The sequence below is a fragment of the Kitasatospora sp. NPDC059146 genome, from assembly GCF_042786665.1.
Classification (GTDB): domain Bacteria; phylum Actinomycetota; class Actinomycetes; order Streptomycetales; family Streptomycetaceae; genus Kitasatospora.
Window position 1 is genome coordinate 66,017 of record NZ_JBHZCY010000018.1, and the last position, 23,674, is coordinate 89,690.

Sequence of the window (23,674 nt, forward strand, 5' to 3'; positions counted from 1 at the left end):
GGCACCGGGTTGGTGCCCCGGCGTCACTCGACCTTGCCTGGGCGTCAGGGGCACCGGGCTGGGGGCAGAACCTCGCCCGACACCCCACACAGCTCCCCCGCAAATGCCGCCTGCGGTGGCCGATCACCGAGAGCGAGTCACCCCGTGATCGGCCCGTTGGGGCGGGCTCAAGTCCCCTCCGAGGTGCGGTACGGGATCTCCAAGGAGTGCTCCTCCAGGCTGCGGAGGATCACTTGCCCGTCTCGTATCTGGTTGAGGAGAAACAGCTCCCGCGTTCGGCAGTGCGGGCAGAGACTAACCATGGCCAACGGCCACAGATCAACTGGTCCGGCTGAAAGATCGCTGTCGACGTAGATCCGGTCGGGGCGCAGGGGGTAGGTGGTGGGCCGTTCGAATGGTTCCCAGCTCGGGTGGCTCCCTCGGAGCTGTAGGCCCACGGTGCGATAGGAGGACTCGTCGAGGTACTCGCAGCGCTCGACCCAGTACCACTGGATCCCGGCCAACCAGTTGACTGAGCTGATGGCCGAGACTACGCGCGGTTCGAGTTTTTCGACGTCTTCGTCGATCTCGTGGCTCATGCGGACACCGTGGGCGTGATGGGAGTGGTTGCGGAAGTCCTTGATCTCTTCCAGGAGCGTGCGTGTCGCCTCACGCTCCTGGACCGCTGCCAATTCCGGCAGGACGGAGGTTCCTTCCACCTCGTCCAGGAATCGGTCGATAAGCCAGAGCCAGGTGCCGAAGGTCGCCCCATTGCGGAACTGCTGGCGAAGCGGGCGGGTGAAACTCTGGTGATGTGCGATGAGTTCACTGAGGGCGAGGATGCCCAGTGTGCGTGCAATGCCCTCGCCGAGCTTGAGTAGCCCGTCCTTGCGCTCAGCCGGATGGGTGCTGATGCGGTATCGGCGGGCGAGGGCGGCCATGTGGAAGGGGTAGCTCGATTCTGCGCGCCAGATTGGGTCGTCGAAGGGGCGCACCAGCTGGCTCGCGAGCCGTGCCTCATGGGAGGCGAATCGTAGGGCGGTCCGAATCTCGTCGCTGAGACTCTCGCTGCCGGAGAAGATGTTTGGAAGGATGCCCTCAGTCGCTGCTCGTAGAGCACGGCGGCCTTCCTGCACTTCCTCCAGGAGGTCGTCGACAGATGTGTCGGTGACCAGGTCAACTGGTACAGGAGTGTCGAGCAGGTCGCGGACGCGCGGGAATGCACTACTTTCTTTAAGGGAGTTGAGCCACTCGCAAAGCACTCTGCCGCGGCCCTGCAGAGGGTGCAGCACGAACAGCGCTGTCACAGCTTCACCGAACCCTGCAGGCAGAAGCCTCCAGTTGCCGAAGCGCCCTACAAGGTCACCGCCTGAACACGGGGTTAGTTCGGAGTCATCCAGTTCCGCATCAGGAAGCTCCACGGCTGAGCCGACGCTGTGCAGATGAGGTGTGGTCAGGTGCTTGGGCGGGGGTGGTGCGTCATCGCCTGGCTCCGGGCGGTGCAGTTTGACCCGACTCGTTTCCAGCCGGGCGAAGTTCTGAAGCGGTTCGAAGAGACCGTCGAACTCCGCTACGTAGAAGAGTGCGGATGGAACCTCGCATCCCAGTCGCGTCCGAGCGGGGTCGATCCAGGCGTCAGGCGTGTGGGGAAGGATCTTGGTCCGGAAATACTCCTCCGGTCCTTCATGGAACGGCAGGGAGATCACGCTCCGCAGCTCCGGGTCGGGCTCCTTCGTCTCACCACGCTGTTGGATCTCACCGCCCTCATCGCGCACACCGACTGCGTTGCGGACGGCCTTCTCGAATGCAGCTCCGCCGGGCCAAGCCAGGCCGACGGCCTCTGTTGTGCGGCGCAGCGCTGCACGCACGTCGGAGCCCGCTTTCCACGTCGTACCGACGAGTCCCCGCAACGCCGACACCAACGCCTCAGGATTGCTCGTTCGCTGGACGGGCCGCAGTGCTGCGAGCCGGACGAGGGCCTCCTCGGAGAGCTCGAACCGCAGTCGCAGCGGGCGTTCGATGACGATCTGGTGATAGAGCAGATCCTCGTTACGCACGACGCGCACGAGGTCGCGCTGAGACCGGGTCGGGGAGGGAGCGGAGGACGCGGCTTCGCTATAGAGCTGAACAATCTCGGCCAGCTGGTCGGGCCCGAGGTACTTCCGCTTGCTGCCGACCGACTGGCGCATCTTCTGCCAGTGGTCCTGTGCCTTGACGAGAATCACGCGCCCCTGGCGGTGGGCGGGCTTGCGGTTGCTGAGCACCCAGATATACATGCTGATGCCGGTGTTGGCCAAGAGCTGATCGGGCAGGGCGACGATGCCTTCGAGCCAGTCGTTCTCGACGATCCACCGTCGGATATCCGACTCTCCTGAACCGGCAGAACCGGCGAACATGGGAGAGCCGTTGAAGACGACCGCGAGACGGCTTCCCCCGCGGCCTGAATCGTCCACGGGCTTCATCTTCGCGAGCATGTGCTGGAGGAACAGTAGGGAACCGTCGTTGATACGGGGGAGGCCGGCACCGAAGCGGCCCTGGCGCCCGAGGTCTTCATGCTCGGCACGGACGCAGCTCTCGACCTTCTTCCATTCGACGCCGAACGGAGGATGGGCCACTATGTAGTCAAATCGTTCTGTTGCGAATACGTCCTCTCGTAGAACGTTTCCCAAAGCAATTCGCTCCGGGTCGTGCCCGCTCATCAGCATGCTGGAGCGGGCGATCGCCCAGCTCTCAGAGTTGAGTTCCTGGCCGGACAGGTGGACTCGCGCCTCGGGATTGACGTCGGTGATTCGGTCGGCCATTTCACGAAGCGAGCCACCGGTGCCGCAGACGGGATCGTGAACCGTTCTGACTACGCCGGGAGCCGCGAGCTGCCCCAGATCGGGCTCCATCACAAGTGCGGCCAGTAGCTGGCTGACGTCGCGCGGCGTGGTGTGCTCGCCGCTGATCTCGTTCGCCAGCTCGCCGAAGCGCCGCACTAGCTCCTCGAAGATGAGGCTCATCTCGTGGACTGGGAGGGCCGTACCCAAATCCAGGTGCTGGAATCGAGCGACGACGTGGTAGAGCAGACTAGAATCGGCCAGGCGTCTGACCGTGTTGCCAAAGTCGAAGCGCTCGAAGACCTCCTGGATGTCTTCGGAGAATCCCCTCACATAGTCGAGCAGGAGACGCTCCGCCATCTGTGGGTCACTGGCGGCGACGCTCGCGAGAGTGGAAGCGCTGATGTTGTAGAAGGGGTAGCCGGAGGCATGGCGGAGGATGGCGTCCGATTCCTCGGCGCCATGGTGCGAAAGCCCCTCTGCGGCGTCCAGCACGGCTTGCCGGGTGGGGGCGAGGAGACAGTCCAGGCGCCGAAGCACGGTGAACGGCAGCATGACCTTGCCGTAGTCGGACCTCTTGAAGTCGCCGCGAAGCAAGTCCGCAACCGACCAGATCAGCCCGGACAGCTGCGTCACCGAATCACTCATGTGCTCCCCATTGCCGGACGAGTGGTTCTTTTGTGCTCACATGGCCGTCCACCTTGATGGGGGCCAAGGCCCTGTGGGCGGCCACCAGCCGGTAGCTGCCCGCAGGCCTCTTTCGGAGTCATTCAGTTCTTGAGCGTGGCGTCCAGGAACTCCTGTACCGGCTCATAGAGCCCATACGGCACGTACTCGGGGATCTCGGTGAGAGCCACCCACGCGAGCTGGTCCAGCTCGTCCGTGTCGACCACCTCGGCGGTGCCGCTGACGGCCTCGCAGGCCGTGTACGACATCAGCCGACCGGTCTTCGGATGCACCCGCTCGCCCAGGAGCTTGACGGCGGCCACAGCCAGTCCGGTCTCCTCCGCCGTCTCACGGACAGCCGCGTCCTCGGGCGACTCGCCGGCCTCGATCTCGCCGGCCGGGAACTGCCAGGAGAGCTGGCCCTCGCTCACCCGCCGCCTCACCATCAGGACGCGGCGTTCATGGACCACGATCGCGGCGGCAATACCCGGGCGTTCCTCCGCAGTCTGCTGTGTCACGTCTGCTCCTCCAGGGCGGCCAGGATGGGTGGGAAGATCGTATCGGCGTCGATGAAGCGGGTCACCGATTTTCGAGGAACCCACATCACGTCGACGTTCTCGACGGCGTCGCTGTTGGTTGCCTCGCCGGCCAGGTACTCGCACAGGAAGTACTCGCACAGCACGCCCGTCACGGGGTGGACACGGCTGCCGAGGCTCCCGCGGACGGCACAGTGGACCCCGGTCTCGTCCAGCGTCTCCCGGACGGTCGCGGTCTCCGGCTTCGCACCAGGCTTGATCACCCCAGCAGGGAACTGCCAGGTGATCCCGGACGCGTCGTCGTTGCGTCGGCAGACCAGCAGCACGTCGCCCTGCCGGAGGACAACCGCGATGGCCACCCGCAGGGCTTGCGCAGCTGGCGTGCCGGACTCGGAGGCTCCGTCGCCGCGTTCTTTCGCTGCCAGGAGGGCGAAGCGCTGACGAGCCGCGTCGGAAGCTCTCTCGTGCGCGGTGTCGAGGAGTTGCTGCATCTCGGCTCTCGGTACAACGGAGGAGTCGGCGTGCCATGTGGCCACCGTTCTCACCGCGATCCCGAGCTGATTGGCGAAAGCCTCGTTGGTGAGGCGGAGGGCGGACTGGAGTAGACAGGCGTAACGACCGCTCCAGACCTCGATGACGTCCAACGCCGTTCCCTCTCCGTCGTGGTCGCTGCAGTGCAGGAGGCGTGCGTCGAAGATGCACATCGACTGCACTGGCGCTTCATCGCTGCGCGACGTGGATGCCGGAAGACTTGCGGTCGGCTCCCCAGGCCAGGCTCATCTCGGCAACTTGAGCTCTGGAAACACCGGGGAGTAGCAGGACACACACGCCGACCCCCTCGGAGATTCTAGGTGAGTACCCGAAGCAGGACAGCGAGTTGGGCGATTGCGCCCGCGAGACCGCCGTGCCGACATGGCGGCGGATCGAATGCCACCGGACCGCGCAGGGTTCACCCGTTCGGGGGGTAGGTCGGAGCGCCGAAAGTGGCTCGCCAGCGCCGGTAACCTCAGTTCATGACGGGCTGATCGTTCGTCATGTCTGAATGCCAGCAAGCTGAAAGGGAACTGATGGCCGAGGACCAGGTCCACACGGTCGAGCGCACGCTCGTCCTGCTCAAGCCCGACGCGCTGGTGCGCGGCCTCGGAGGCCGGATCATCTCGCGCTTCGAGGACGCCGCGCTGAAGATCGTCGGCGTCAAGATGAAGTGGATGGACGAGGAGTTCACCCGCAAGCACTACTTCGACCTCGAAGAGCGGCTCGGGGCAGAGGTCTACAACCTCACGGCCACCTTCATGCAGCAGGGGCCGGTCATCGCCCTGGTACTGGAGGGCTACGACGCCATCGCCACCGTCCGGAAGATCGTGGGCAGCACCTACCCGAACCAGGCACCGGCCGGCACGATCCGCGGCGACCTCTCGCACATGAGCTCTGCGGGCAGCGTGGCAGTCGGCAAGGCCGTGGCCAACCTGGTCCACGCCTCCGGCAACAAGGAGGAGGCCGCGCAGGAAGTCGAGCTGTGGTTCGACAAGGACGAGCTGCACGAGTACCGCACGCTGGCCGAGATCTTCACCAACTAGGCCGATCGCGGCGTCACCGCTGAGACGCCGCTGCGTTGACCACCACCGGGGCACCACCGTCCGATCTGAGAGGGCACCATGACCAACCAGACCCGCCTGGCCTCCGCCGAGGAGCTGGAGTCGATCTTCCAGCGCGAGCTGGCGACCGACCGCTGGGCGGCCACCGAGACCGCCTACGCGCTGGCGGTCCGCCTCCGTGACGCCGGGGACTGGCCCAAGTCCCGCGAGTGGGTCCAGCAGTGCCTCCAGCTCCTGGAGGGCTTCCCGAACGAGACCGAGGACCAGGTGGCGACCACCCGCGTGGCGGTCGGCGGCGTCCCGCTGCCGAACTACCTGCACGCCGGCGTGATCCGCGAGCGCTTCGGCGACCTGGGCTGATTCATCTCGGGTGGTGCGGCCGGTGAAGTGACGGCCCGCCGCACCACCTGGCTCCACCACCAACTCCATACCGCCCCATCCGGACCAGCCAGGGGCCACCCCGCCTTGGTTCGGCTGGATCCGCCATGCCTGAAACAAGGAGACACGACCGTGGCTGTCGAGATCGAGATGCGCGCCCGCTTCGGCAAGGAGACCCAAGACCAGCTCATGGACCGCCTGCGGAAGGACGGCGAGGACCTGGGCGACGACGCCAAGCACATCTACTTCTACGTGCTGCCCGAGCAGCTGCTGAAGGTCACGGACAACACGGCCGCCGGTACCGCCAAGATCACCCTCAAGGGCAGCAGGATCGGCCAGGGCGCCGCCTTCCACGAGACCGAATTCGCGATCGCCCGAGAGGACGTCCCGGCGGCCGTGAAGGTGTTCAACGCGCTCGGCTTCGAGTCCGCGATGCACGAGGCGTTCAACTTCCGCCACAACTTCCGCTTCCAGGGCGTGGAGATCGCCCTCAAGTGGAGCGAGGCATGGGGCTATCACGCCGAGTTCGAGGTGCTGCTCGACGACGGTGCCTCGGACGCCGCCCGCGACGAGGCGTCCGCCCAGATCGTCGACGTCGCCGCCGAGCTCGGCGTGACGCTGATGAGCGAGCAGGAGCTGGCCGACTTCGCCGCCGCCTTCGAGGCCGCCGAGCAGGAGCGCAAGGCCCGCGAGGCACAGGCCGCGCCGATCCGGTAGGAGCACGTCACCGCGGTAGACCACCAGAAGGGGGTGGGCACAGATGAGCACGACCCCGACGACCACGAGTCTGGTCGACCTGGCTGCCCGAAGGCAGCTGCCGCACCACCAGTACATGGACCCGGCAACCGTTGAGTGGATCAAGGCCAACCGGCCCGACCTCGGCGCGGCCTGGCCGCCGCCCCTGCGGCCGGCCTCGAAGCACCTCCTGAGCCGGTCCGCTCTTCCGGCGACGTGGCTGGCGGAGCCTCGCCTCCACGACTCGCTCCACGGTCTCAGGCACAGCATGCGGACCACCGCACTGGCCGCTCTGCTCGCTGAGATCCACGAGCTGGACGACACCGAGACCGCCACGGTCGTCCTGGCAGCAGCCGTCCACGACTGCCAGCGCCTGCACGATCAGGACGACCGTGGCCACGGTGCTCGTGCCGCCGTCTGGCTGGCTGCCAACGCCGACACCGTCTGGACCCACTTCGGCTTGGTGGCAACGCCCCGGCGGATCATCCAGGCAGCAACCGCCATCCGCCTGCACGACGTGCCGTACGGCGCCTTCTGCTTGGACGACCAGGCCGACTACCACCGCGCCGGGCTCATCTGCGACTTGGTCAAGGCGGCAGACGCGCTCGACCGTTACCGCCTGCCGAAGCTCAGCTGGTGGCCCGACGCGCGGCACGTTCGTGAGCCGGCCTTCGACCAGCTCCGCGCCGTGGCCTTCGACCTCGTTGCCGTCTCCGAGACCGCGCACCTCGCCGGAGCCAGCAGCGCCGAAGCCGTCCTGTACGCGCTCGCCGAGAAGGGGCTGGTGTAGCCGTGAGCCTCCGCGACGCCTACGACCTGTGGGCCGACGCGCACGCCTTCTTCGACTCCGCGCTGCTGCCCGACGCCGGGCAGGCCGACCCACTTGCAGCCCAGACGGCCGCCTGGCACAAGCGCCTGACCGACGAGACGCCGAACGGCAGCCTGCTCCGAAAGAACGCGCTCTTCGACAGCCTGACCAGCGACGGCAAGCTGCACCTGCTCCACGTCACCCACGCCCTGGAAGAGATCAGCGAGGAGGGGGTGCTCTACCCCTCCGGCGGATGCCTCGTCGGCAGCATCTACTGCGCGCCACTCACAGCGACCGAGCACGGCTTCCGCATGCACAACCTGGCCGCCTACGTCCTCACCAAGGAAGCCCCCGCCTCCCTCGCCAGGGTCGGCCTGAGTGGACGCGCACCCACGCCGCTGATCTTCGAGATCACCGCGCCGCCCCAGGCGTACCGCGGACTGGCGGGCGTGGACTACCTGCGGCTGGGCTCGATCCACCTGCAGATCTACACGGACCTGGAGTACTTGCTCAGCAAGACCGAGCGGCACCACCTGCGCGAGACCGTCGTCGGCCGGATCAAGAACTCGGCCGCGTTCCTGGCTCTGGCGGCCGGCATCGTCTACCAGGGCTCGACCGTGGCCACGGAGGGCTTCCTGCAGCTACTGGATGCGGCCATCCCCCGGCTGCCGATCCTCGGCTACCTCTACTTCGAGACCCTCGCCGAGTACCTGATGCTCCACTCCACCTCCGCACGGACCCGGCAGCTGGCCGACCTCGGGGAGTTCAACAACTGGCTCTACAAGGAGATGCTGTTCGCCTCCTTCCCGGACATGGCCGGCAAGTTCAACCTCGCCAGGTTCCGCCCCCGCCCGCAGGAGCTGGCGACGCTTCTCCAACGGGTGGACCCGACCATCGACGCTGACCACGCTCGCACCTACTTGGTCGGGCGGATCAGCTACCTCGTCGCCGCCCGGCTCTTCACCAGCGGCCAGGTACCGGAAGCCTGGCACCGCACGCGGTGGGAGTTCGACAGCCTCGCCACCCAGCTCGGCCCACTGCTCGGCCACCTCATCCACCGCGAACTCCGCAGCTTCGGCCGCTACCCCGACTTCTACTTCTACTTCGACCAGCACAAGGCCCTGCAAGCCTGGAACTACTGGAACCACATGGACATCGTCGTGCCGTTCAACGGCACGATGCCCAAGGGCGAGATCGGCATCAACCCCGCCTACCCGAACCTGGACTACCGCGTCTGGCGTGCCGAGCCGGACGACGCCGGGCACCTCCACCCGACCGAGCAGCTGGCGCTCAGCATCGCGCCGCGCCTGGTCGACATCAAGTACACGCTCATGCGCAACAGCAGCCGCTGACCGCTGCCCCACGCCCCTCGACGACCGATCGCAGAGGAGACGCATGCCCACCCACGGCCCCGCCACCCAGTCCACCGCTGCCTGGCCGGCACCCACCCAACCCGCCGAGACGCTCTTCACCGAGATCTACCGCACCAACCACTGGGGATCCCCCGAGTCGGTCTCCGGTCCCGGCTCCGAGATGCGCCAGACCGAGGCTGTCCGGGCCGCCCTCTCCTCGGTTCTCGCGCGCTACCCGATCCGCACGGTCACGGACGCCGGATGCGGCGACGTCAACTGGGTCCGCCGCGTCGACGGGTTCGACCAGCTGGACGGCTACGTCGGCCTCGACGTCGTCCCCGACATCGTCCAGCTCAACCAGGAACGGCACGGCAGCGAGCGCATCTCCTTCCGGCAGGCCGACCTGAGCAGGGACGACATCCCGACAGCGGACCTCGTCATCGCACGGGACTGTCTCGTCCACCTCACCCACCACGAGGTGCTCGCGTTCCTCGACCGCGTCACCGCCAGCGGCTCGACCTACCTGCTCGCCACCACCTACGTCGGCGAAGCCGAGAACCGCGACACCACGGACACCCACTGGCGCCCGCTCAACCTTCAAGCGGCCCCGTTCCACCTGCCCGAGCCCGTCGAGCACTTCGACACCGACTTCACGGACGGTGGCCGGCACCACCCCGGCAACGGGCTGGGCCTGTGGAAGATCGACCAGCTCAGCTCGCGAACCACCTGACCACCACCCAGGCGCCCCAGGAAGGGAGACCTTCGATGAGCCCGCACGACCAGCAGATAACCGCCCTCCTCGCCCAACTCGAACAGGCCCTCGACTCGCCCGCGACCACGCACGGCCTCGCCCGAACCCTCCGGGCGACCGTCAAGGAAGTCGAACTGCACCGCCACCACCGGGCAAGCGTCGCCGCCCTGCCCGACTGTGTCCTCATGCCCGGCCCCGTCAAGGTCCAGATCGGCGGCGGCGGACACCGCGTCGACGGCTTCTTCAACATCGACATCGTCCCGCCGGCCGACCTCCTGTGGGACGTACGCGAGGGCATCCCACTCATCGATGCCAGCGCCGAGACGATCTTCTCCGAGCACTTCCTGGAGCACATCGACTACCCGCGCTCCGCCAAGTCCTACGCCCGCGAGGCCCACCGCGTGCTCACGCCCGGCGGCCAGCTCATCACCGGCGTCCCCGACGCCGCCTTCGTTCTGAACCAGTACCCGGCACCGCCGGACCGGGCCAGCGAGATGATCGACCGCTGGTATGCCAAGCGGCAGTGCCGCGACGACATCAACACATACCTCGACCTCGTCAACTACGTCTTCCGCGACCAGGACGACGACCCGACCTACAACCCCCACTACTGGGCGTACGACCACGAGAAGCTCTCCCAGCTCTTCACCGAGGCGGGCTTCCGCACCGTCGCGCCGTGGACCTTCGACCTCACGATGGCCACCCCGAAGCGCCAGTGGGCCAGCGTCTACGTGGTCGCCACGAAGTAGCCGCGTAGCCCGCGATCGAGCCGCACGGGATCGCACAGGACCTCTGACCGTGGTGGCCGGCAATCCGGTCACCACGGGACGGCGGGACCACTGATCAACGCCAACAGCAGGCACCTGCACGCCTATGCAGCCCCGAGCGGGAGGCACCTCATGTCTCAAGGCCATCCGTACATCAGCCACCTGACCTTGGCCGATACCCCGAACGCGGTGCCCTGGGCCCGCCGGCACTCCGCCGACATCCTGCGCCGGTGGCAGGTCCCGGGCGCTGTCATCGAGACGGCCAACCTCATCGTCTCCGAGCTCACCACCAACGCGGTCCGCCATCCGGCCGGCAATGAGCCGCAGAGCACCGGATACTCGAGCCTGTCCGCCGTCAGCACGTTCACCCTCACCCTCCAGCTGACAGGAACGGCCCTGCTCATCCAAGTCGCAGACCGCGATCCCCAGCCACCAGTAAGGCGAGAGGTAGGCGTGGAAGCCACTGGCGGACGCGGGCTGTTCTTGGTGAGCGAGATGTCCAACCGTTGGGGCCACTACCCGGCATCGCCTGGGAAGGTTGTCTGGGCCGAACTCCTGCTCCAGGGCCCGGGACGGTCCGGATTGGTACACGTCGAGCAGCCCGTGGAACGCGCCGAGTCAGCCAGCGCCACCGGCCCGATTTCCGATCCATTTCTGATCGGACGAGTTCTAGTCGGATTGCGCGAGCTATAGGTGCAGGGCGAGGGACAGGTCGGTGTGGATCAAACCTGTGCTGCCGCGACCTTGTTCGTGAGATTGATCGTGGCGACGTACCAGTAGAAGATCCACTCGAGGTAGAGCTCAGAGTCGTATTCCGTTTGCTGTTTGGCATCCTGATGGCGGATGCCAAACTGGTTGGCAATCTGGAACAGCGCCCCTTCGTCCTTGCTGAGCAGGTGTGTCTTGATCAGTGCTCGTCGCCGCTCCAGAATCCCAGCGAGTGCGATGACTGACTGCCGCCGGTCCATCGGGCTTGCTCCGCGAATTCGGAACTGGCTCAGTGCGTGCTCCAGCTCCATGTCGTCAGCATCGTGCACATTCTCAGCGGCGCGTACGGCTGTCACCAGCTCCTCCACAACGCCTGGGGCGACCATCTCGAGGCGACCACTCTCGGCAAGCATCAGCCCGATCTCGCTCTCAGCGAGCAGCGCGTTGACCTCTGACCGATAAAGCTGCTGGCCACGCTCGGAGTCGAACTCGTCGTAGTGCCAACCGCAGTTGCTGTATGAGTGGTAGTGCCTTCGGGTAGGCCGCCGCACGTGATCCGCCAGGAACTCGATCACGTCGCAGAGATCGTCCAGGTCGTAATGCTCGCCAAACCGCTGAACCGGCCAAAGGCCGCCCTCTCGCCCCAATTGGCGATGCAGTTCCTCGATGGGGAAAGTGCCAAGCGATCCGATCGTGCTGTCATCGACACAGGGCTGGCCCATGGCTGAGGCGAAATAGCCGGCGTCATCGAGCCGAGCGACCAGCGATGCGAAGCGGCGGCAAGTGGCCGGCAGGTCGGTCTTCGAGGTCTGACGGGAGGCTCCTCGACGCGCGGACCAGTACGGCATGCGCTCGCCCTTGGTAGGGCAGTCGTCAAGGTTGGTACGCAGGTCATCCAGCCAGGAGGCTTGGCTCTGCTTCTCGGGCTCCCACGGTGTCCAGCTGCTCATGCCCTCGAACTTGTCGGCTATCTCCGCTGATGTGAACGCCTCCGTCAGGAACAACGTGCACTGCTCGGCCCAATCGTGGGTGCGGCCCGACGCGTCAAGCGCCATCAGGCGATCAATCTCGGCAGCCGCGATCCATCGAGGCCAGACAAGCTCGAAGGCGCGAGAGTTAAAGGTAGGCATGGTCACCGTCCTAGTCTCTCAGCGGACGGTTCACGGGGAAGGTGAATTTCGGGGCCGCGTCGCTCTGGGTGATTCTCAGCGCTGGCCTACGTGGCTGCGCGCAGAACAGTGCCGACACCCGCTACCGGGGTCTGACAAACCGCCCGTCGTGTAACCGGTTCAGGAGGTGTCGAGGTCGAGGAGCAGGTCGGCATCCGGGTGGGGCCACGCGAGCGAGTCGTAGCCGCTGACCTGCTGCTCGATATGCGCCTTGGCAGTGGTGATCAGCATTTCGACGTTATGGACTATCCCACCGTGAGTGCGCCGGCGTCCGTCGTGCACGGTGTCCCACATGCTCTTCTTGCTCTTGCGGGTGGTGGCGCCTTGCTCCTTGCTGCCAAAGCCCTTGAGCTTGCTGTTCCAGATCGGCTGGTAGCCGACGCGCAGACCGTTCTCGCCCAGATCGGCGTGCACGTCGGGGAGAAGGAGGGCCCGGAAGCGGAACTCGGCAATGGGCAGGCCGCCTTCGATGATCGAGAGCCGGTGCTGCTTGAGGCGGCTGTGAAGGGGGTACTTCTCCCGGACCTTCTCCCCTGTAGCGCTGTTGCTGGAGAGTGCCTGGCCTGCGTACACCGGGATCTGCAGGTGGGCGAGAGGCAGATACATGTCCACGCTCGTGCCCCGGTAATAGAGCGCGTACAGCCCCGAACCCTCGAATCGCGGGATCTCGTGAGTCATGGAGACCAGCGGCTGTCGTTCGAAGGTCTCACAGATGGTGTTTGCGATCTGCTCGGTCGACAGAGGATCGAACGAGTTCGGCGTGTACTCGGGGGCCATGTCTTCCTGCTCATTCGGAGCCTGATCCAACCTAGGCCAGCGGATGCGGCCAGGTCGGGAGCGGGCTCACTGACTGGTGTACTTGCGAGATTATTCCTCGTCGAAGACGTCGTCCTGGCCCATCTCCTCGGGTGAGGCTTCGGGCTCAGCGTCGATCACCGTCCCGGACCGGAAGTATCGCCATGCGCTCTTGTACTCGTTCGGCGAGTCCGCGTACATGATCACGTAGCCCATGAGGGCCGCTACCTGCCATGCTTCGGGCAGCGCCTCGGAGAGCAGACGGAATGCCTCGTTGGCCGAGAGCCCGGCGTGCGGCACAGTCACAAATGAGGACTTCGAGCGCGGTGGCTCCGCGTATCGGAAGTTGTAGGGCAGCCCACCCTTGAGCGCCTTCAAGAAGGCGTGCAGAGAGGTATCACCCGGGACAAGCCCTTCGACGGGTCGGTCCAGGTCGATCGGGAATACGACGTCGAAGTGGTTCTTCTTCAGGGTCGTGCTGTCACGCTGGCGCCCCGGGTCTTTGTTGCCGAAACCGTTGTTGTTCCAGGGGATGTTGCCCATCTCCTTGTGGTGGCTGATGAGCAGCTGTTCCGGTGCAAGGGCGGAGAAATCCTCCGCGACGTACAGGCATGAGAAGGCGACGTCCGCGAGATCTATGTTGCGGCGCCCCGAGAGCTTGCGCAGGTGGTTCCGGAGCCGGCCAGGCAGGGTCTTGTCCGCCTTGCCGACGTAGACGAAGTCGCCGTCAAGGTAGAGCTGGTACACGCCAGGCCGCTCGTCAAGTTGCGCGAGGTTCTCGTCGGCCAACGGCGCGCGCCCCAAGCGGGACAGCGCGCCAGCCAACTGATCACCAAGGGCCTTGGTGATGCTCAGCCGGAAGTCGTCGTGGTAGGTGCCACGGCCGTTCGGCCTGGCCGCCTGCGTCATCTCGCCCCGCTCCTTGTCTGTCATTTGATCAAGGCAACCCTATGTTCTTGCTCACTATCGGGGGACACGTTCGGGTGAAATCGCGCCAAGATCACCAACTCCGCGGTATGGTTCTTGCATGGTTGACCAGCCACAAGACATGAAGAAGCCGCGCACCAGTGTTGAGCTGTTCGCGGGCGGGGGCGGCCTTGCCATGGCGGTCCACCAGGCGGGCTTCCGCCCGCTGTTGTTCAACGAGTTCAACAACCGGGCCTGTGAGACCCTCGTGGCCAGCGCGCGGAAGACCCTTGGCGTCGACGGCCTGCTGCGCACCGAGGAGCGGAAACCCGCGCCTCCGAAGCCGGGTGAGGCGGCGCCTCTCTATCCGGGGGACGTCCGCGACCTCGACATGAGCGCACTCGGGGGGAAGGTCGATGTCCTTGCTGGCGGGCCCCCGTGCCAGCCGTTCAGCGCCGGCGGAGTCGCCAAGGGCGACGAGGACAAGCGCAACATGTTCCCCGCCATGTTCAAGGCCGTGCGGGAGATCCGGCCGAAGGCCGTCATCTGCGAGAACGTCCGGGGCCTGCTGCGGCCGTCGTTTGCGGAGTACTTCCAGTACATCCAGAACGAGCTGAGCCTCCCGTTCGAGAAGCGGGACGACGAGGCGCGGTGGCAGGATCACAACGCCCAGCTGACGCGCATCCTCGGAAGGCTCTCCGACGACGACGGCGACCCCGACCACTACAAGGTGGTGATGGTTCCGGTCAACGCTGCCGATTATGGCGTCCCGCAGATACGGAATCGCGTGGTCATCGTGGCCTTCCGGGCCGACCTGGGCGTCGACGTCGAGGCATTCACCAAGTACGTCAAGACGCAGCGGTTCTCGGAGCCCGCCCTGCAGCGCTCGATGCGCGATGAGGACGGCCTCTATTGGCAGCGCCACCCGGATGTGCCAGGGCACGTGCGGGACCGGGTTCGGGCGCGCCTGCCCAAGGTGATCAAGGAAGACGACTGTCAGCCGTGGCGCACGCTGCGCGACGCAATCCAGGGCTACGGCACGGACGCGAAGCTCCCTGCGCTGCCAGCGGTCGACCTGAGCCGACTGCACGAGAAGTTCAACTTCGGCAAGGAGATCGGCGTCGTCGATCACATCGGCTGGCCCGGTGCCCGGATCTACAAGGGTCACACGCCGAACGAGCTCGACCGCCCGGCTAAGACGGTCAAGGCCGGCGTGCACGGCGTCCCCGGAGGCGAGTCGGTAATGCTCACGGACAAGCTTGTCCGTGATCCCTCCTCGCCCGAGGGTGAGACCTACCAGCACCGCTACATGACCGTGCGGGAGACCGCCCGCGTCATGACGTTTCCCGATGAGTGGCTCGGCTCCGGCCCCCGGGGCGAGCAGATGCGACAGCTGGGCAACGCGGTTCCGGTTGTACTCGGCGAGTTCTTCGCCAACGCCGTCGCCGACGCCCTGACGGCAGCTGGGCACTGATCGTATGCCGCAGATAGGGGATGGGGGGCATTGGAAAGAGCGGCTCCCTCCAGAGCGGGCGTACAAGCGACGCGCTGGGGCCATCGCGCCGGCGCTGGAGCAGGACCGCGCCGCTGGAGGCCGCAGCCATCGCAGCGTCGCTCTCGGCGGCGGGCGCTACGCACGTGCCTCGATCACCCTTCGGCTGTACCGGCGTACGCGACGCATTCGCGCGTACCTGCGCTGGTCACAGGACGGTGAAACCCAGGAGAGGTACATCTGCGAGGTCGAGCGTGACTCCCGCAAGGAGAACTTGGCCGAGGCGTGGCGACACGCACGGGAGAAGGGGCTGGTGACGGAGGAGCCACTGCCGCCCGAGTCGACGGCCTCTTCGCCGGAGGTGCGCGCATCCATGCGAGCCAACCGAGGGAAGGACACCGGACCGGAACTAGCGCTGCGGAGCCTGCTCTACAGTCGCGGCCTGCGCTACAGGGTCAACGCCAGGCCGCTAGCTGGAATTCGACGCAGCGCGGACCTGGTGTTCACGCGCGACAAAGTCGCGGTCTTCGTGGACGGGTGCTTCTGGCACGGCTGCCCCGAGCACTACCGGCCGGCGACCAGGAACGCGGACTTCTGGCGAGAGAAGATCGAAGGCAATCGGGCCCGGGACGCCGAGACCACCGAGAAGCTGAGCGCGGCCGGCTGGACGGTCATCCGAGTTTGGGAGCACGAGGACCCGGCTGCGGCTGCGGAACGGGTCGACCAACGGATCAGACGGCTCCGGCCTCCGGTGGCCTCGGGAGACGCTTCCGCAGTTGGCCGTTGAAGTGGCATCGCTTGACTCGGTTGGCCGCTCTCTGGGCCTCCGCGCGAGAGCCCTTGCGTGAGCGATGCGTGAGCGGACGGGGCGGCACGTGCCGGTTCGGACGGGATCGTGGATCACAGCGCAACGTTCTGACCTGCGGGTTCATCACCCGCTAATCGGTGCTGGCAGCAGTCAACATGATCACTGTCGGGCTCGTAATGCGTAGGTCGCGGGTTCGAATCCCGCAGGCGGCTCTGTAGAAGCCCCAGGACTCACTCGCCGTGACCTGGGGCTTTTGCCTTTTCTCGGCCTGGGGGCAGGACCGGTGCGCGGGTGCCGGGGGTTATTGGTCGAGGTAGGTGAGGACGGCGAGGACGCGGCGGTTGTCGGTGTCGGTGGGGAGGAGGTTGAGCTTGGTGAAGATGTTGCTGATGTGTTTGGCGACGGCCTTCTCGGTGATGAAGAGGCCCTGGGCGATGCCGGCGTTGGAGCGGCCCTGGGCGAGCCATTCGAGGACTTCGCGTTCGCGGGTGGAGAGGGCGGCGACGGATTCGTCGCGTTCCTTGCGGATGAGGAGTTGGGAGATGACCTCGGGGTCCATGGCGGTGCCGCCGTCGGCGACGCGGCGGATGGAGTCGAGGAACTGGGAGCCGTTGGTGACGCGGTCCTTGAGCATGTAGCCGACGCCGCGGCCGCCGCTGGCGAGGAGTTCGCGGGCGTAGAGGGGTTCGACGTACTGGGAGAGGAGGAGGACGGGGAGGGCTGGGGTGGTGCGGCGGGCGGTGAGGACGGCGCGCAGGCCCTCGTCGGTGAAGTTGGGGGGGAGCCGGACGTCGACGACGGCGACGTCCGGCTGGTGGTCGGTGAGGGCGCGGAGGAGGTCGGCGCCGTTGTCGACGGCGGCGGTCACCTCGTGGCCGTAGGCCTGGAGGAGGCGGATCAGGCCGTCCCTCAGGAGGAAGTGGTCTTCGGCGAGGACAATGCGCACGGGAGCTCCATGGTGACCATGGTGGGGCCGTTGACGGGGCTGCTGACGGCGAGGACGCCGTCGAAGGTGGCGAGCCGTCGTTCGATGCCGCGCAGGCCGGTGCCGCGGGTGGCGTCGGCTCCGCCGCGGCCGGTGTCCGTGACGGTGACGCGCAGCATGCCGTGATCGTAGCGAATGTCGATCCAGGCGCGGTCCGCGTGCGAGTGCTTGGAGACGTTGGTGAGGATCTCCGAGATGGCGAAGTAGGCGGCGGACTCGACGGGCATCTCGGGGCGGCCGGGGAGGTCGACCGCGACCTCGGTGGGGACCGGGCAGACCATCGCCAACGCCCGGACGGCGTCGGCCAGTCCGCGGTCGGCGAGGACCGGCGGGTGGATGCCGCGGACCAGGTTGCGGATCTCCTCCAGGGCCTTGGAGGAGGACTCCCGGGCCTCGATCAGCAGGGCGCGGACGGCGTCCGGGTTGGTCTCCAGGAGGTGCTCGGCGGCGTCCAGGGTCATGCCCATCGCGACCAGGCGGGCCTGGGCGCCGTCGTGGAGGTCGCGCTCGATCCGGCGGATCTCGGCCATCTGGGTGTCCACCGCGGTGCTGCGGGTGGTGGTGAGGTGCTCGATCCGGCTGGCCATCAGCTCCTGCTCGCTCGGGGCGAGCATCGAGCGGGTGTGGAGGGCGTGCCGGCGCACCGCGCGGGGCGCCGTCCAGAGGGCGAGCGGGAGTTGGAGCAGGCCGAGGACACCGGCCAGGACGGCGGTGGCCTGGCCGTCGATCGGGATGAACTGGTACCAGAGGCCGTCCCACTCGGTGGACAGCGGGACGCCGAAGAAGGCCAGGAAGATCCCCCAGAGGCCGCTGAGCACCAGGGCGATCGGGCCGAAGGCGAGCAGGCCGCCGGCGATCGGGTCGGTGAGGATCCAGGCGAACTCCCGGCGTGTCTGCGGGTCGCTCATGATCCAGCGGTAGCGGGCGATCGCCCCGGAGGCGCCCTCGGGGACGGGCGGCAGCGGTCCGGGCGGGCCCGGGATCCGGACGCCCGACCAGTCCTCGGCCAGGCCGCGCTGACGGGCCGCCAGGGCACGGACCCGCTGCATCGCCCGGGGCACCAGGCCGAGGCCGGGGCCGACCAGGGAGATCGCGGTGGTGAGTCCGAGGGACCGGCCGAAGGCGGAGACGGAGAGCCAGCAGAGCGTCAACGCGCGCCGGAGTCCGGTGAGTCCGGCGGAAGCGGAGAAGCCCCTGATCTCGACCGGTGCCGGGTCGGGCCCGAGCTGCATCGTGCGGTCCATGGACGCGCTCCTCTCTGGTGCCTGCGTGCTGCTCCCGGCCGTGGTGGCCGTGGGGACCATTCTGGCGGCGGTGGGGTGCGGGGCGCGGTGGTACTAACTCCCCTCTTGGGGAGACGCCTTCGGGGTGGCGAGGAAGAGGGAGAGGGTGTCGGCGACGCAGGCCGCGCGGGTCTCGCCCTCGATCTCCACGGTCATCCGCACCGCGGCCAGGTGGCCGGCCGGTGTCTCGCGCACGCTGGTCACCCGGGCGCCGCCGCGGACCCGGGCGCCGACCTTCACCGGGTGCGGGAAACGCACCTTGTCCAGGCCGAAGTTGACGCCCATGGTGACGGACTCGATCGCGAAGATGGCGCGCATCATCGCCGGCAGCAGGCCGAGCGTCAGGTAGCCGTGGACGATGGTGGTGCCGAAGGGGCCGGTGGCCGCGCGTTCCGGGTCCACGTGGATCCACTGGAGGTCGCCGGTCGCGCCGGCGAACCGGTCGACGCTCTCCTGGGTGACGACCAGCCAGTCGCTGTAGCCGAGGTGCTCGCCGGTCGCCTCGGTGAACTCGGCCAGGGTGGCAAAGGATCTCATGGGGTGATTCTCCGCCGCGGCGGCTGACGCTCAACTGACGTGCCGCTGAAGGAGGGTAGGGGAGAGGGAGGAGGGTGGAGGACGGTCGGGGGAAGGAGGGAGGGGCGGGGTCAGCCGTAGCGCTTGAGCTCGTGGAAGAAGTCGGGGACGGTGTGCAGCCGGCCCGCCGCCAGGACCTGGTCGTGGACGTGCTTGGCGACGGCCAGGTCGAGCACGCCGAGGCCGAACGGGGAGAAGACCACCGTGCGGTCGGCGGGCGGGGTGATCGTGCCGGTGAGCACGTCGTACAGCGTGCCGGCCACGAACGCGCGGTGGCCGACGCGCTGTTCGGCCAGGTGCGGAGAGGTGCCGGCCTTGAGGCAGTGGTCGATGTCGTCGACCACGTTCCAGGAGTCGAGGACGATCTCCGGGGAGAGGTCGCGCAGCGAGATGTGCAGCACGAGCGGGTGGTGGGCGAACCAGGCCGGGTCCGTCACGTGCGGTTCGCCGGCCACGGTGGCGAAGACGACCAGGTCGGCGGAGCGGACCAGGTCCTCGGGCTTCTCGTGGACGGTGACGGCCAGGTCCTCGCCCTCGGCCCGGCGCAGGTAGTCGGCGAAGCCGTGGGCGTGGTCGGCGGAGAGGTCGTGGACACCGGCCTCGGTGAAGTCGAAGCCGTTGGCGGCGCGGTAGGTGTGGAGGTAGCGGGCGATCAGGCCGACCCCGAAGAAGCCGACCCGGCGCGGGCGTTCGCCCCGGGCGTCGGCCAGCCGGGCGGCCTCGACGGTGGCGATGACGTCCTGCTCGTGGCCGTGCAGGGCCTCGTGCACCTGGGCGCCGGGGACGACGGCGAAGGTCGGGGCACCGGTCATGGGAACACTGGTCATGGGAACACTGCTCCTGCTCGGGTGCGGTACGGGAGTGGGTTCAGCCGATCCGGGCGAGGCCCTTGGCGCCCTGCCGGGCGCGCCCGCGGGAGACCAGCAGCGGGTCCCAGTCGGGGCCGCGGTCGGGGAGCCTGGCCGGGTCGCCGAGCACGGCGCCCGCGGCGACCTCGGTCAGCAGCGGGCGGTCCAGGATCTGCCCGGCGGCGACGATGCCGCCGGTGGCGACCGCGCTCAGGCCGCTGCCGAAGCGGGTGCTCTGGCCGACCACGTACAGGCCCTCGACGTCGGTGCGCACGTCGGGCCGCTTGCTGACGTTGCCCCAGCGGGCCATGCCGTACGGGGTGCCGCCGCTGCTGCGGGTGTAGCGCTCGTGGCTGAGCGGGGTGGCCGTCTCCAGGTGGGTGATGCGGTCCCGGAAGGGGCCGACCACCTTCTCGGCGGCGGTCACCATCAGTTCGGTGAACTGCTGCTTGCGCGCCTGGTAGGCGGCGTCGCGGCGGTAGGGCTCGCCGTCCACCGGGCCGCCGCGGACGCCCCAGAAGTCGTAGCCGGGCGGGCAGAGGGTGAGCAGCTGGAAGTTGGAGTGGCCGGGCGGGCAGACCGCGGTGGCGTCCGGGTCCTTGCGGGAGGCGAAGGAGAACATCAGCTGGGGTATCGAGTCCACCGTGCCGTCGCGTTCCCAGCGCTCGATCATGGCGGCGTGGGCGGCCTCCATGTCGTCGCTGCCGTGCCACCAGAGGTTGGCGTTGGGCAGGCCGGGCAGCTCGGTGTCGAGGGCGATGTACACCGCGACCAGGGCGCCGCGCATGGTGGCCGCGCGGGTCCGGTCGACCAGGTCGGCGGGGAAGGCCCGTTCGCCGCCGCACAGGTCGAGCACGGTGCGGCGGTAGTCGGCGTTGGAGATCACCAGGGGGGCGGAGATCCGGGTGCCGTCGGTGAGTTCGACGCCGGTGGCGCGACCGTCCTCGATCAGGATCCGGCGCACCTCGCAGCGGGTGCGCAGCTCGCCGCCGTACGACTCCAGGGCCTCGACGAAGGCGGCCACCAGGACCTGCCCGCCGCCCTCCGGGTAGTAGGCGCCGCGCAGGTAGTGGTCGAGCATCGCGGCGTGCTCGGCGAAGGTGATGCCGTCCGGCATGGTGCCGTAGTTGCCGGCCTGGGCGGCGAGCAGGGTGCGGGCCTTGGGCGAGAGGCCGCAGTGGTCCAGGGCCTCGGCGAGGGTCCGGGCCCGGCGGGCCCAGCGCATGGTGTCCGGGTACTGGCGGAACAGGTCGACCATGGGGCGGCCGAGCAGGGCCTCCCGGGTGGCTCCGGCCACCGTCTCGGCGAGGTGGACGAAGCGGTCGACGCCCTCGGCCTCCTCGGGCAGGGCCGCGCGCAGCCGGTCCCGGTAGCCCGGCCAGCCGGCCGGCACGTCCAGGGTGGCGGTGGGGGTGATGATCCGGTCGAAGCCCTGCTCGTTGTCCATCGGGCGGAAGGACACCCGGTCGCGGACGCCGAGTCCGGACAGGATCGCGGGGAAGATGCCGTCCGGCCCGCAGTCGCCGACGTAGTGGGTGCCGACGTCGAACTCGTACTTGCGCCGGCGGCGGAAGACGTGGGCGTTGCCGCCGGCCACGTCGTGCTGTTCGAGGACGAGCACGCTGCGCCCGTCGGCGGCCAGGTAGGCCGCGCTGACCAGTCCGCCGAGGCCGCTGCCGACCACGATCGCGTCGTAGTGGTCTCTGCCGCCCCCGGCCGTCGGACCCTGCACTTCCCGCATTCCCGCCCCCACTCGTCGGACCATCAGAACGTGCCGCCGCCGTGGATCTCGAAGACCGACCCGCTGATGTACGCCGCCCGGTCGGACAGCAGGAAGGAGACCAGGTCGGCCACCTCTTCCGGCTTGCCGATCCGCCCGAGCGCAACGCTCCCCAGCATCCGTTCCAGCGCTGCCCCGGACATCCCGCCGACCATGTCGGTCGCGATCAGGCCCGGGGCGACCACGTTGGCCCGCACGCCGCGCGGGCCGCACTCCTTGGCCAGGGATTTGGTGAAGCCGATGATCCCCGCCTTCGAGGCGGCGTAGTTGGCCTGGCCGACGTTACCGTAAATCCCGGACACTGACGACAGGTTGACGATCACTCCGGTGCGCCGCTTGCTCATCGCGAAGGCCGTCGCGCGGCACACGTGGTAGACGCCGTCCAGGTTCGTGCGCAGCACTTCGTCCCAGTCGGATTCGGGCATCAGGATCACCGGACGGTCCCTGGTGATGCCCGCCGAGGTGACCGCGGCGTCGACCGGGCCGAGGTCGCGCTCGGTGCGGGCGAACCAGTCGCGGACCGCGGCGGAGTCGGCCACGTCGCAGCGGGTCGCGGTGATCCGGGTGCCGGCCTCCCCGGCCTCCTTGACCAGCCGGTCGGCTGCGTCGGCGTCGGCGCGGTAGCAGAAGGCGACGTCGTAGCCGTCCCGGGCGAGGCGGAGCACGATCGCCCGGCCGATGCCCCGGGAGCCGCCGCTGACCAGGGCGATCATGCGTCGGCTCCGTTCGGGGCGGTCGGGTTCGGGGCGGTCGGGTTCGGGGTGGTGGTGGCGGGAACGGTGGCCGGGGCCAGCAGGCGGAGCACCGCGCAGCCGACCGCGCCGTCCCGGTCGACGGCGGTGACCAGGGCGGTCCGGCCCGCCGCGGCCGGTTCGGTCTCGGCGGTGCTGAGCAGCGCCTGGATCTGGAAGGTCGCGGCGGCCGGGCCGGGGTCCAGCAGCTGCTGGTGGCCGGTCACGGGCCTTCGGCCCGGGTTGCTTGAGCCTTCGGCGCTGCGCGGCGGCTTCGCCTCGGCCCCCGCCGCCTCACCCCGGAGGAGCGAGCCCTCAGGCTCAAGAGCTGGGAGCCGTACGTCGGCCAGGCCGTCCGCCCGCTCCGGCGGCTCCAGCGGCTCCAGCGGCCCGGCGGGAAGGGTCGAGGAAGACCTTCTCCAGCGGCAGCCCGAGGTCCTTGCAGACGCCGAGCCAGGACAGCCGGTTGACGTTGTGCGGCAGCACCAGCGCCAACTCGTCGATCCCGCAGCCCGCTTCGGCCAGCGCCGCGGCGATCACCTCGCACAGGCCGGGCCCGTAGAGGTCCTGGAACTCCTTGGCGGCGACCTCGCCCATGACGAACTCGTCGCCGAACCGCGGGTAGGTGCGCGCCGCGTAGCCCGTCATCCGGTCCGGGCCGGAGCGGTCCGCGCTCACCAGGACAGCGGCGGTGCCCTCGCCCATCACGGTGACGTCCGGGATGGACTGGGTCTGCGCGGTGCAGGCCTTCTCCCCGGCGACGACCAGGGCGAGCGCGTTCGGGTCCGGGTCGGCGGCGAGCAGGGTGCCGGCCAGGTCCAGGGCGAGCAGGCCGGAGGCGCAGGCGTGGTGCGAGACGACGAACGCGGCGGCGTGCTCCAGGCCGAGTTCGGCCTGGAGCGGCCCGAGCGCGGTCAGCGGGTACGGCAGCGGCGAGGGCATGGTGCGGGCCTGGAGGACGTACTTGACGCGCTGTTCCTGGCCGCGCAGCTCGACCAGCTTGGTCGCGGCGCGCAGCAGCAGCTCGGTCTCGGTGGCCGCCGGGTCGCGGCACACCTCGGCGAGCCCGTAGAAGCGCTGGTAGCGGCGCAACTGGACGTCCGTCAGCTGGAGTCGCCGCTGGAAGCGGGCGATCGGGACGGTGTCGGGAAGGCAGCTGGAGACCGCCGTGATCGACGTCATGCCCACTACGGTGGCGCGCGGCGCT

The 23,674-nt window shown here is 68.2% G+C and carries 23 protein-coding genes and 1 pseudogene; 10 read left to right on the plus strand and 14 right to left on the minus strand.

Translation table 11 applies throughout. The annotated features are described in order from the left end of the window. Positions 1-167 precede the first annotated feature (167 nt). From ACFXPX_RS11045 to ACFXPX_RS11055, 3 genes are all read right to left on the minus strand, one after another. A complete protein-coding gene (locus tag ACFXPX_RS11045; protein WP_380640706.1) occupies positions 168-3,446 on the minus strand; it encodes an N-6 DNA methylase in 3,279 nt (1,092 codons plus the stop codon). Between the two features lie 122 nt (positions 3,447-3,568). Next, on the minus strand, positions 3,569-3,982 hold the full coding sequence (locus ACFXPX_RS11050) for an NUDIX hydrolase (RefSeq protein WP_380640708.1): 414 nt from the start codon (positions 3,980-3,982) through the stop codon (positions 3,569-3,571). After that, on the minus strand, positions 3,979-4,644 hold the full coding sequence (locus ACFXPX_RS11055; protein WP_380640710.1) for an NUDIX hydrolase: 666 nt from the start codon (positions 4,642-4,644) through the stop codon (positions 3,979-3,981). The genes ACFXPX_RS11050 and ACFXPX_RS11055 overlap by 4 nt, the downstream gene beginning before the upstream one ends. Positions 4,645-5,067: 423 nt before the next feature. On the opposite strand from ACFXPX_RS11055, the gene ACFXPX_RS11060 reads away from it, so the two are divergent. From ACFXPX_RS11060 to ACFXPX_RS11095, 8 genes are all read left to right on the plus strand, one after another. Then, entirely contained in the window at positions 5,068-5,577 is a 510-nt protein-coding gene (locus tag ACFXPX_RS11060; RefSeq protein WP_033346890.1) for a nucleoside-diphosphate kinase, read from the plus strand. A 78-nt stretch (positions 5,578-5,655) separates the two neighbouring features. After that, positions 5,656-5,955, plus strand: a complete 300-nt coding sequence (locus tag ACFXPX_RS11065; RefSeq protein ID WP_033346891.1) for a hypothetical protein — start codon at positions 5,656-5,658, stop codon at positions 5,953-5,955. 150 nt (positions 5,956-6,105) lie between these two features. Continuing rightward, positions 6,106-6,690, plus strand: coding sequence for a hypothetical protein (locus ACFXPX_RS11070; RefSeq protein ID WP_380640713.1), 585 nt, complete (start codon positions 6,106-6,108; stop codon positions 6,688-6,690). A 43-nt stretch (positions 6,691-6,733) separates the two neighbouring features. Further along, positions 6,734-7,498: a hypothetical protein gene (locus ACFXPX_RS11075; protein WP_380640715.1), complete on the plus strand. Its 765-nt coding sequence runs from the start codon at positions 6,734-6,736 to the stop codon at positions 7,496-7,498. A gap of 2 nt (positions 7,499-7,500) precedes the next feature. Next, positions 7,501-8,868: a hypothetical protein gene (locus ACFXPX_RS11080; RefSeq protein WP_380640717.1), complete on the plus strand. Its 1,368-nt coding sequence runs from the start codon at positions 7,501-7,503 to the stop codon at positions 8,866-8,868. Positions 8,869-8,911: 43 nt separating this feature from the next. Further along, positions 8,912-9,598 carry a class I SAM-dependent methyltransferase gene (locus tag ACFXPX_RS11085; protein WP_380640719.1) on the plus strand — a complete coding sequence of 229 codons (687 nt, stop codon included), beginning with the start codon at positions 8,912-8,914 and terminating at the stop codon, positions 9,596-9,598. 35 nt (positions 9,599-9,633) lie between these two features. Continuing rightward, a complete protein-coding gene (locus tag ACFXPX_RS11090) occupies positions 9,634-10,368 on the plus strand; it encodes a class I SAM-dependent methyltransferase (RefSeq protein ID WP_380640721.1) in 735 nt (244 codons plus the stop codon). A 150-nt stretch (positions 10,369-10,518) separates the two neighbouring features. Beyond that, the gene (locus ACFXPX_RS11095; RefSeq protein ID WP_380640723.1) at positions 10,519-11,079 is read left to right on the plus strand and encodes an ATP-binding protein; all 561 of its coding nucleotides are present in this window, start codon (positions 10,519-10,521) and stop codon (positions 11,077-11,079) included. Between the two features lie 29 nt (positions 11,080-11,108). Here the strand turns inward: ACFXPX_RS11095 and ACFXPX_RS11100 are convergent, their stop codons facing one another. The 3 genes from ACFXPX_RS11100 to ACFXPX_RS11110 all read right to left on the minus strand — a co-directional run bounded on the left by ACFXPX_RS11100 (position 11,109) and on the right by ACFXPX_RS11110 (position 13,991). Further along, entirely contained in the window at positions 11,109-12,230 is a 1,122-nt protein-coding gene (locus tag ACFXPX_RS11100) for a hypothetical protein (RefSeq protein ID WP_380640725.1), read from the minus strand. 153 nt (positions 12,231-12,383) lie between these two features. Continuing rightward, positions 12,384-13,040 carry an Eco29kI family restriction endonuclease gene (locus ACFXPX_RS11105; protein ID WP_380640727.1) on the minus strand — a complete coding sequence of 219 codons (657 nt, stop codon included), beginning with the start codon at positions 13,038-13,040 and terminating at the stop codon, positions 12,384-12,386. 90 nt (positions 13,041-13,130) lie between these two features. Beyond that, on the minus strand, positions 13,131-13,991 hold the full coding sequence (locus ACFXPX_RS11110; protein ID WP_380640729.1) for an Eco29kI family restriction endonuclease: 861 nt from the start codon (positions 13,989-13,991) through the stop codon (positions 13,131-13,133). 94 nt (positions 13,992-14,085) lie between these two features. Here ACFXPX_RS11110 and ACFXPX_RS11115 point away from each other — a divergent pair, with 94 nt between their 5' ends. Both ACFXPX_RS11115 and ACFXPX_RS11120 read left to right on the plus strand, forming a co-directional pair. Further along, positions 14,086-15,438, plus strand: a complete 1,353-nt coding sequence (locus tag ACFXPX_RS11115) for a DNA cytosine methyltransferase (RefSeq protein ID WP_380640731.1) — start codon at positions 14,086-14,088, stop codon at positions 15,436-15,438. A gap of 4 nt (positions 15,439-15,442) precedes the next feature. Beyond that, positions 15,443-16,243 carry a very short patch repair endonuclease gene (locus tag ACFXPX_RS11120; RefSeq protein WP_380640733.1) on the plus strand — a complete coding sequence of 267 codons (801 nt, stop codon included), beginning with the start codon at positions 15,443-15,445 and terminating at the stop codon, positions 16,241-16,243. A 322-nt stretch (positions 16,244-16,565) separates the two neighbouring features. On the opposite strand, the gene ACFXPX_RS11125 is transcribed toward ACFXPX_RS11120, so the two are convergent. From ACFXPX_RS11125 to ACFXPX_RS11160, 8 genes and pseudogenes are all read right to left on the minus strand, one after another. Continuing rightward, on the minus strand, positions 16,566-17,210 hold the full coding sequence (locus ACFXPX_RS11125) for a LuxR C-terminal-related transcriptional regulator (protein WP_380588310.1): 645 nt from the start codon (positions 17,208-17,210) through the stop codon (positions 16,566-16,568). Next, entirely contained in the window at positions 17,174-18,493 is a 1,320-nt protein-coding gene (locus ACFXPX_RS11130; protein ID WP_375887551.1) for a histidine kinase, read from the minus strand. Before ACFXPX_RS11130 ends, ACFXPX_RS11125 begins: the two co-directional genes overlap by 37 nt. A gap of 93 nt (positions 18,494-18,586) precedes the next feature. After that, the gene (locus ACFXPX_RS11135; protein ID WP_380588313.1) at positions 18,587-19,069 is read right to left on the minus strand and encodes a MaoC family dehydratase; all 483 of its coding nucleotides are present in this window, start codon (positions 19,067-19,069) and stop codon (positions 18,587-18,589) included. A gap of 110 nt (positions 19,070-19,179) precedes the next feature. Further along, positions 19,180-19,839: pseudogene (locus ACFXPX_RS11140) on the minus strand (2,3-diaminopropionate biosynthesis protein SbnB); the annotation flags it as partial. A 136-nt stretch (positions 19,840-19,975) separates the two neighbouring features. Then, complete coding sequence (locus ACFXPX_RS11145; RefSeq protein ID WP_380640735.1) at positions 19,976-21,688, minus strand: phytoene desaturase family protein; 1,713 nt, start codon at positions 21,686-21,688, stop codon at positions 19,976-19,978. 32 nt (positions 21,689-21,720) lie between these two features. Beyond that, complete coding sequence (fabG, locus tag ACFXPX_RS11150; RefSeq protein ID WP_380529419.1) at positions 21,721-22,449, minus strand: 3-oxoacyl-ACP reductase FabG; 729 nt, start codon at positions 22,447-22,449, stop codon at positions 21,721-21,723. Continuing rightward, positions 22,446-22,694, minus strand: coding sequence for a hypothetical protein (locus tag ACFXPX_RS11155; RefSeq protein WP_380588322.1), 249 nt, complete (start codon positions 22,692-22,694; stop codon positions 22,446-22,448). The genes fabG and ACFXPX_RS11155 overlap by 4 nt, the downstream gene beginning before the upstream one ends. A 94-nt stretch (positions 22,695-22,788) precedes the next feature. Further along, positions 22,789-23,649 (minus strand): 3-oxoacyl-ACP synthase, encoded by an 861-nt coding sequence (locus ACFXPX_RS11160; protein WP_380529415.1) that lies wholly within the window; start codon positions 23,647-23,649, stop codon positions 22,789-22,791. Positions 23,650-23,674: the final 25 nt, after the last annotated feature.

Excerpts from the sequence above, each read along its gene's own strand:
- ACFXPX_RS11045 (WP_380640706.1), bottom strand. The coding sequence starts at position 3,446 with ATGAGTGATTCGGTGACGCAGCTGTCCGGGCTGATCTGGTCGGTTGCG.
- ACFXPX_RS11060 (WP_033346890.1), top strand. The coding sequence starts at position 5,068 with ATGGCCGAGGACCAGGTCCACACGGTCGAGCGCACGCTCGTCCTGCTC.
- ACFXPX_RS11065 (WP_033346891.1), top strand. The coding sequence starts at position 5,656 with ATGACCAACCAGACCCGCCTGGCCTCCGCCGAGGAGCTGGAGTCGATC.
- ACFXPX_RS11075 (WP_380640715.1), top strand. The coding sequence starts at position 6,734 with ATGAGCACGACCCCGACGACCACGAGTCTGGTCGACCTGGCTGCCCGA.
- ACFXPX_RS11085 (WP_380640719.1), top strand. The coding sequence starts at position 8,912 with ATGCCCACCCACGGCCCCGCCACCCAGTCCACCGCTGCCTGGCCGGCA.
- ACFXPX_RS11090 (WP_380640721.1), top strand. The coding sequence starts at position 9,634 with ATGAGCCCGCACGACCAGCAGATAACCGCCCTCCTCGCCCAACTCGAA.
- ACFXPX_RS11095 (WP_380640723.1), top strand. The coding sequence starts at position 10,519 with ATGTCTCAAGGCCATCCGTACATCAGCCACCTGACCTTGGCCGATACC.
- ACFXPX_RS11105 (WP_380640727.1), bottom strand. The coding sequence starts at position 13,040 with ATGGCCCCCGAGTACACGCCGAACTCGTTCGATCCTCTGTCGACCGAG.
- ACFXPX_RS11110 (WP_380640729.1), bottom strand. The coding sequence starts at position 13,991 with ATGACAGACAAGGAGCGGGGCGAGATGACGCAGGCGGCCAGGCCGAAC.
- ACFXPX_RS11115 (WP_380640731.1), top strand. The coding sequence starts at position 14,086 with ATGGTTGACCAGCCACAAGACATGAAGAAGCCGCGCACCAGTGTTGAG.
- ACFXPX_RS11120 (WP_380640733.1), top strand. The coding sequence starts at position 15,443 with ATGCCGCAGATAGGGGATGGGGGGCATTGGAAAGAGCGGCTCCCTCCA.
- ACFXPX_RS11130 (WP_375887551.1), bottom strand. The coding sequence starts at position 18,493 with ATGGACCGCACGATGCAGCTCGGGCCCGACCCGGCACCGGTCGAGATC.
- ACFXPX_RS11135 (WP_380588313.1), bottom strand. The coding sequence starts at position 19,069 with ATGAGATCCTTTGCCACCCTGGCCGAGTTCACCGAGGCGACCGGCGAG.
- fabG (WP_380529419.1), bottom strand. The coding sequence starts at position 22,449 with ATGATCGCCCTGGTCAGCGGCGGCTCCCGGGGCATCGGCCGGGCGATC.
- ACFXPX_RS11160 (WP_380529415.1), bottom strand. The coding sequence starts at position 23,649 with ATGACGTCGATCACGGCGGTCTCCAGCTGCCTTCCCGACACCGTCCCG.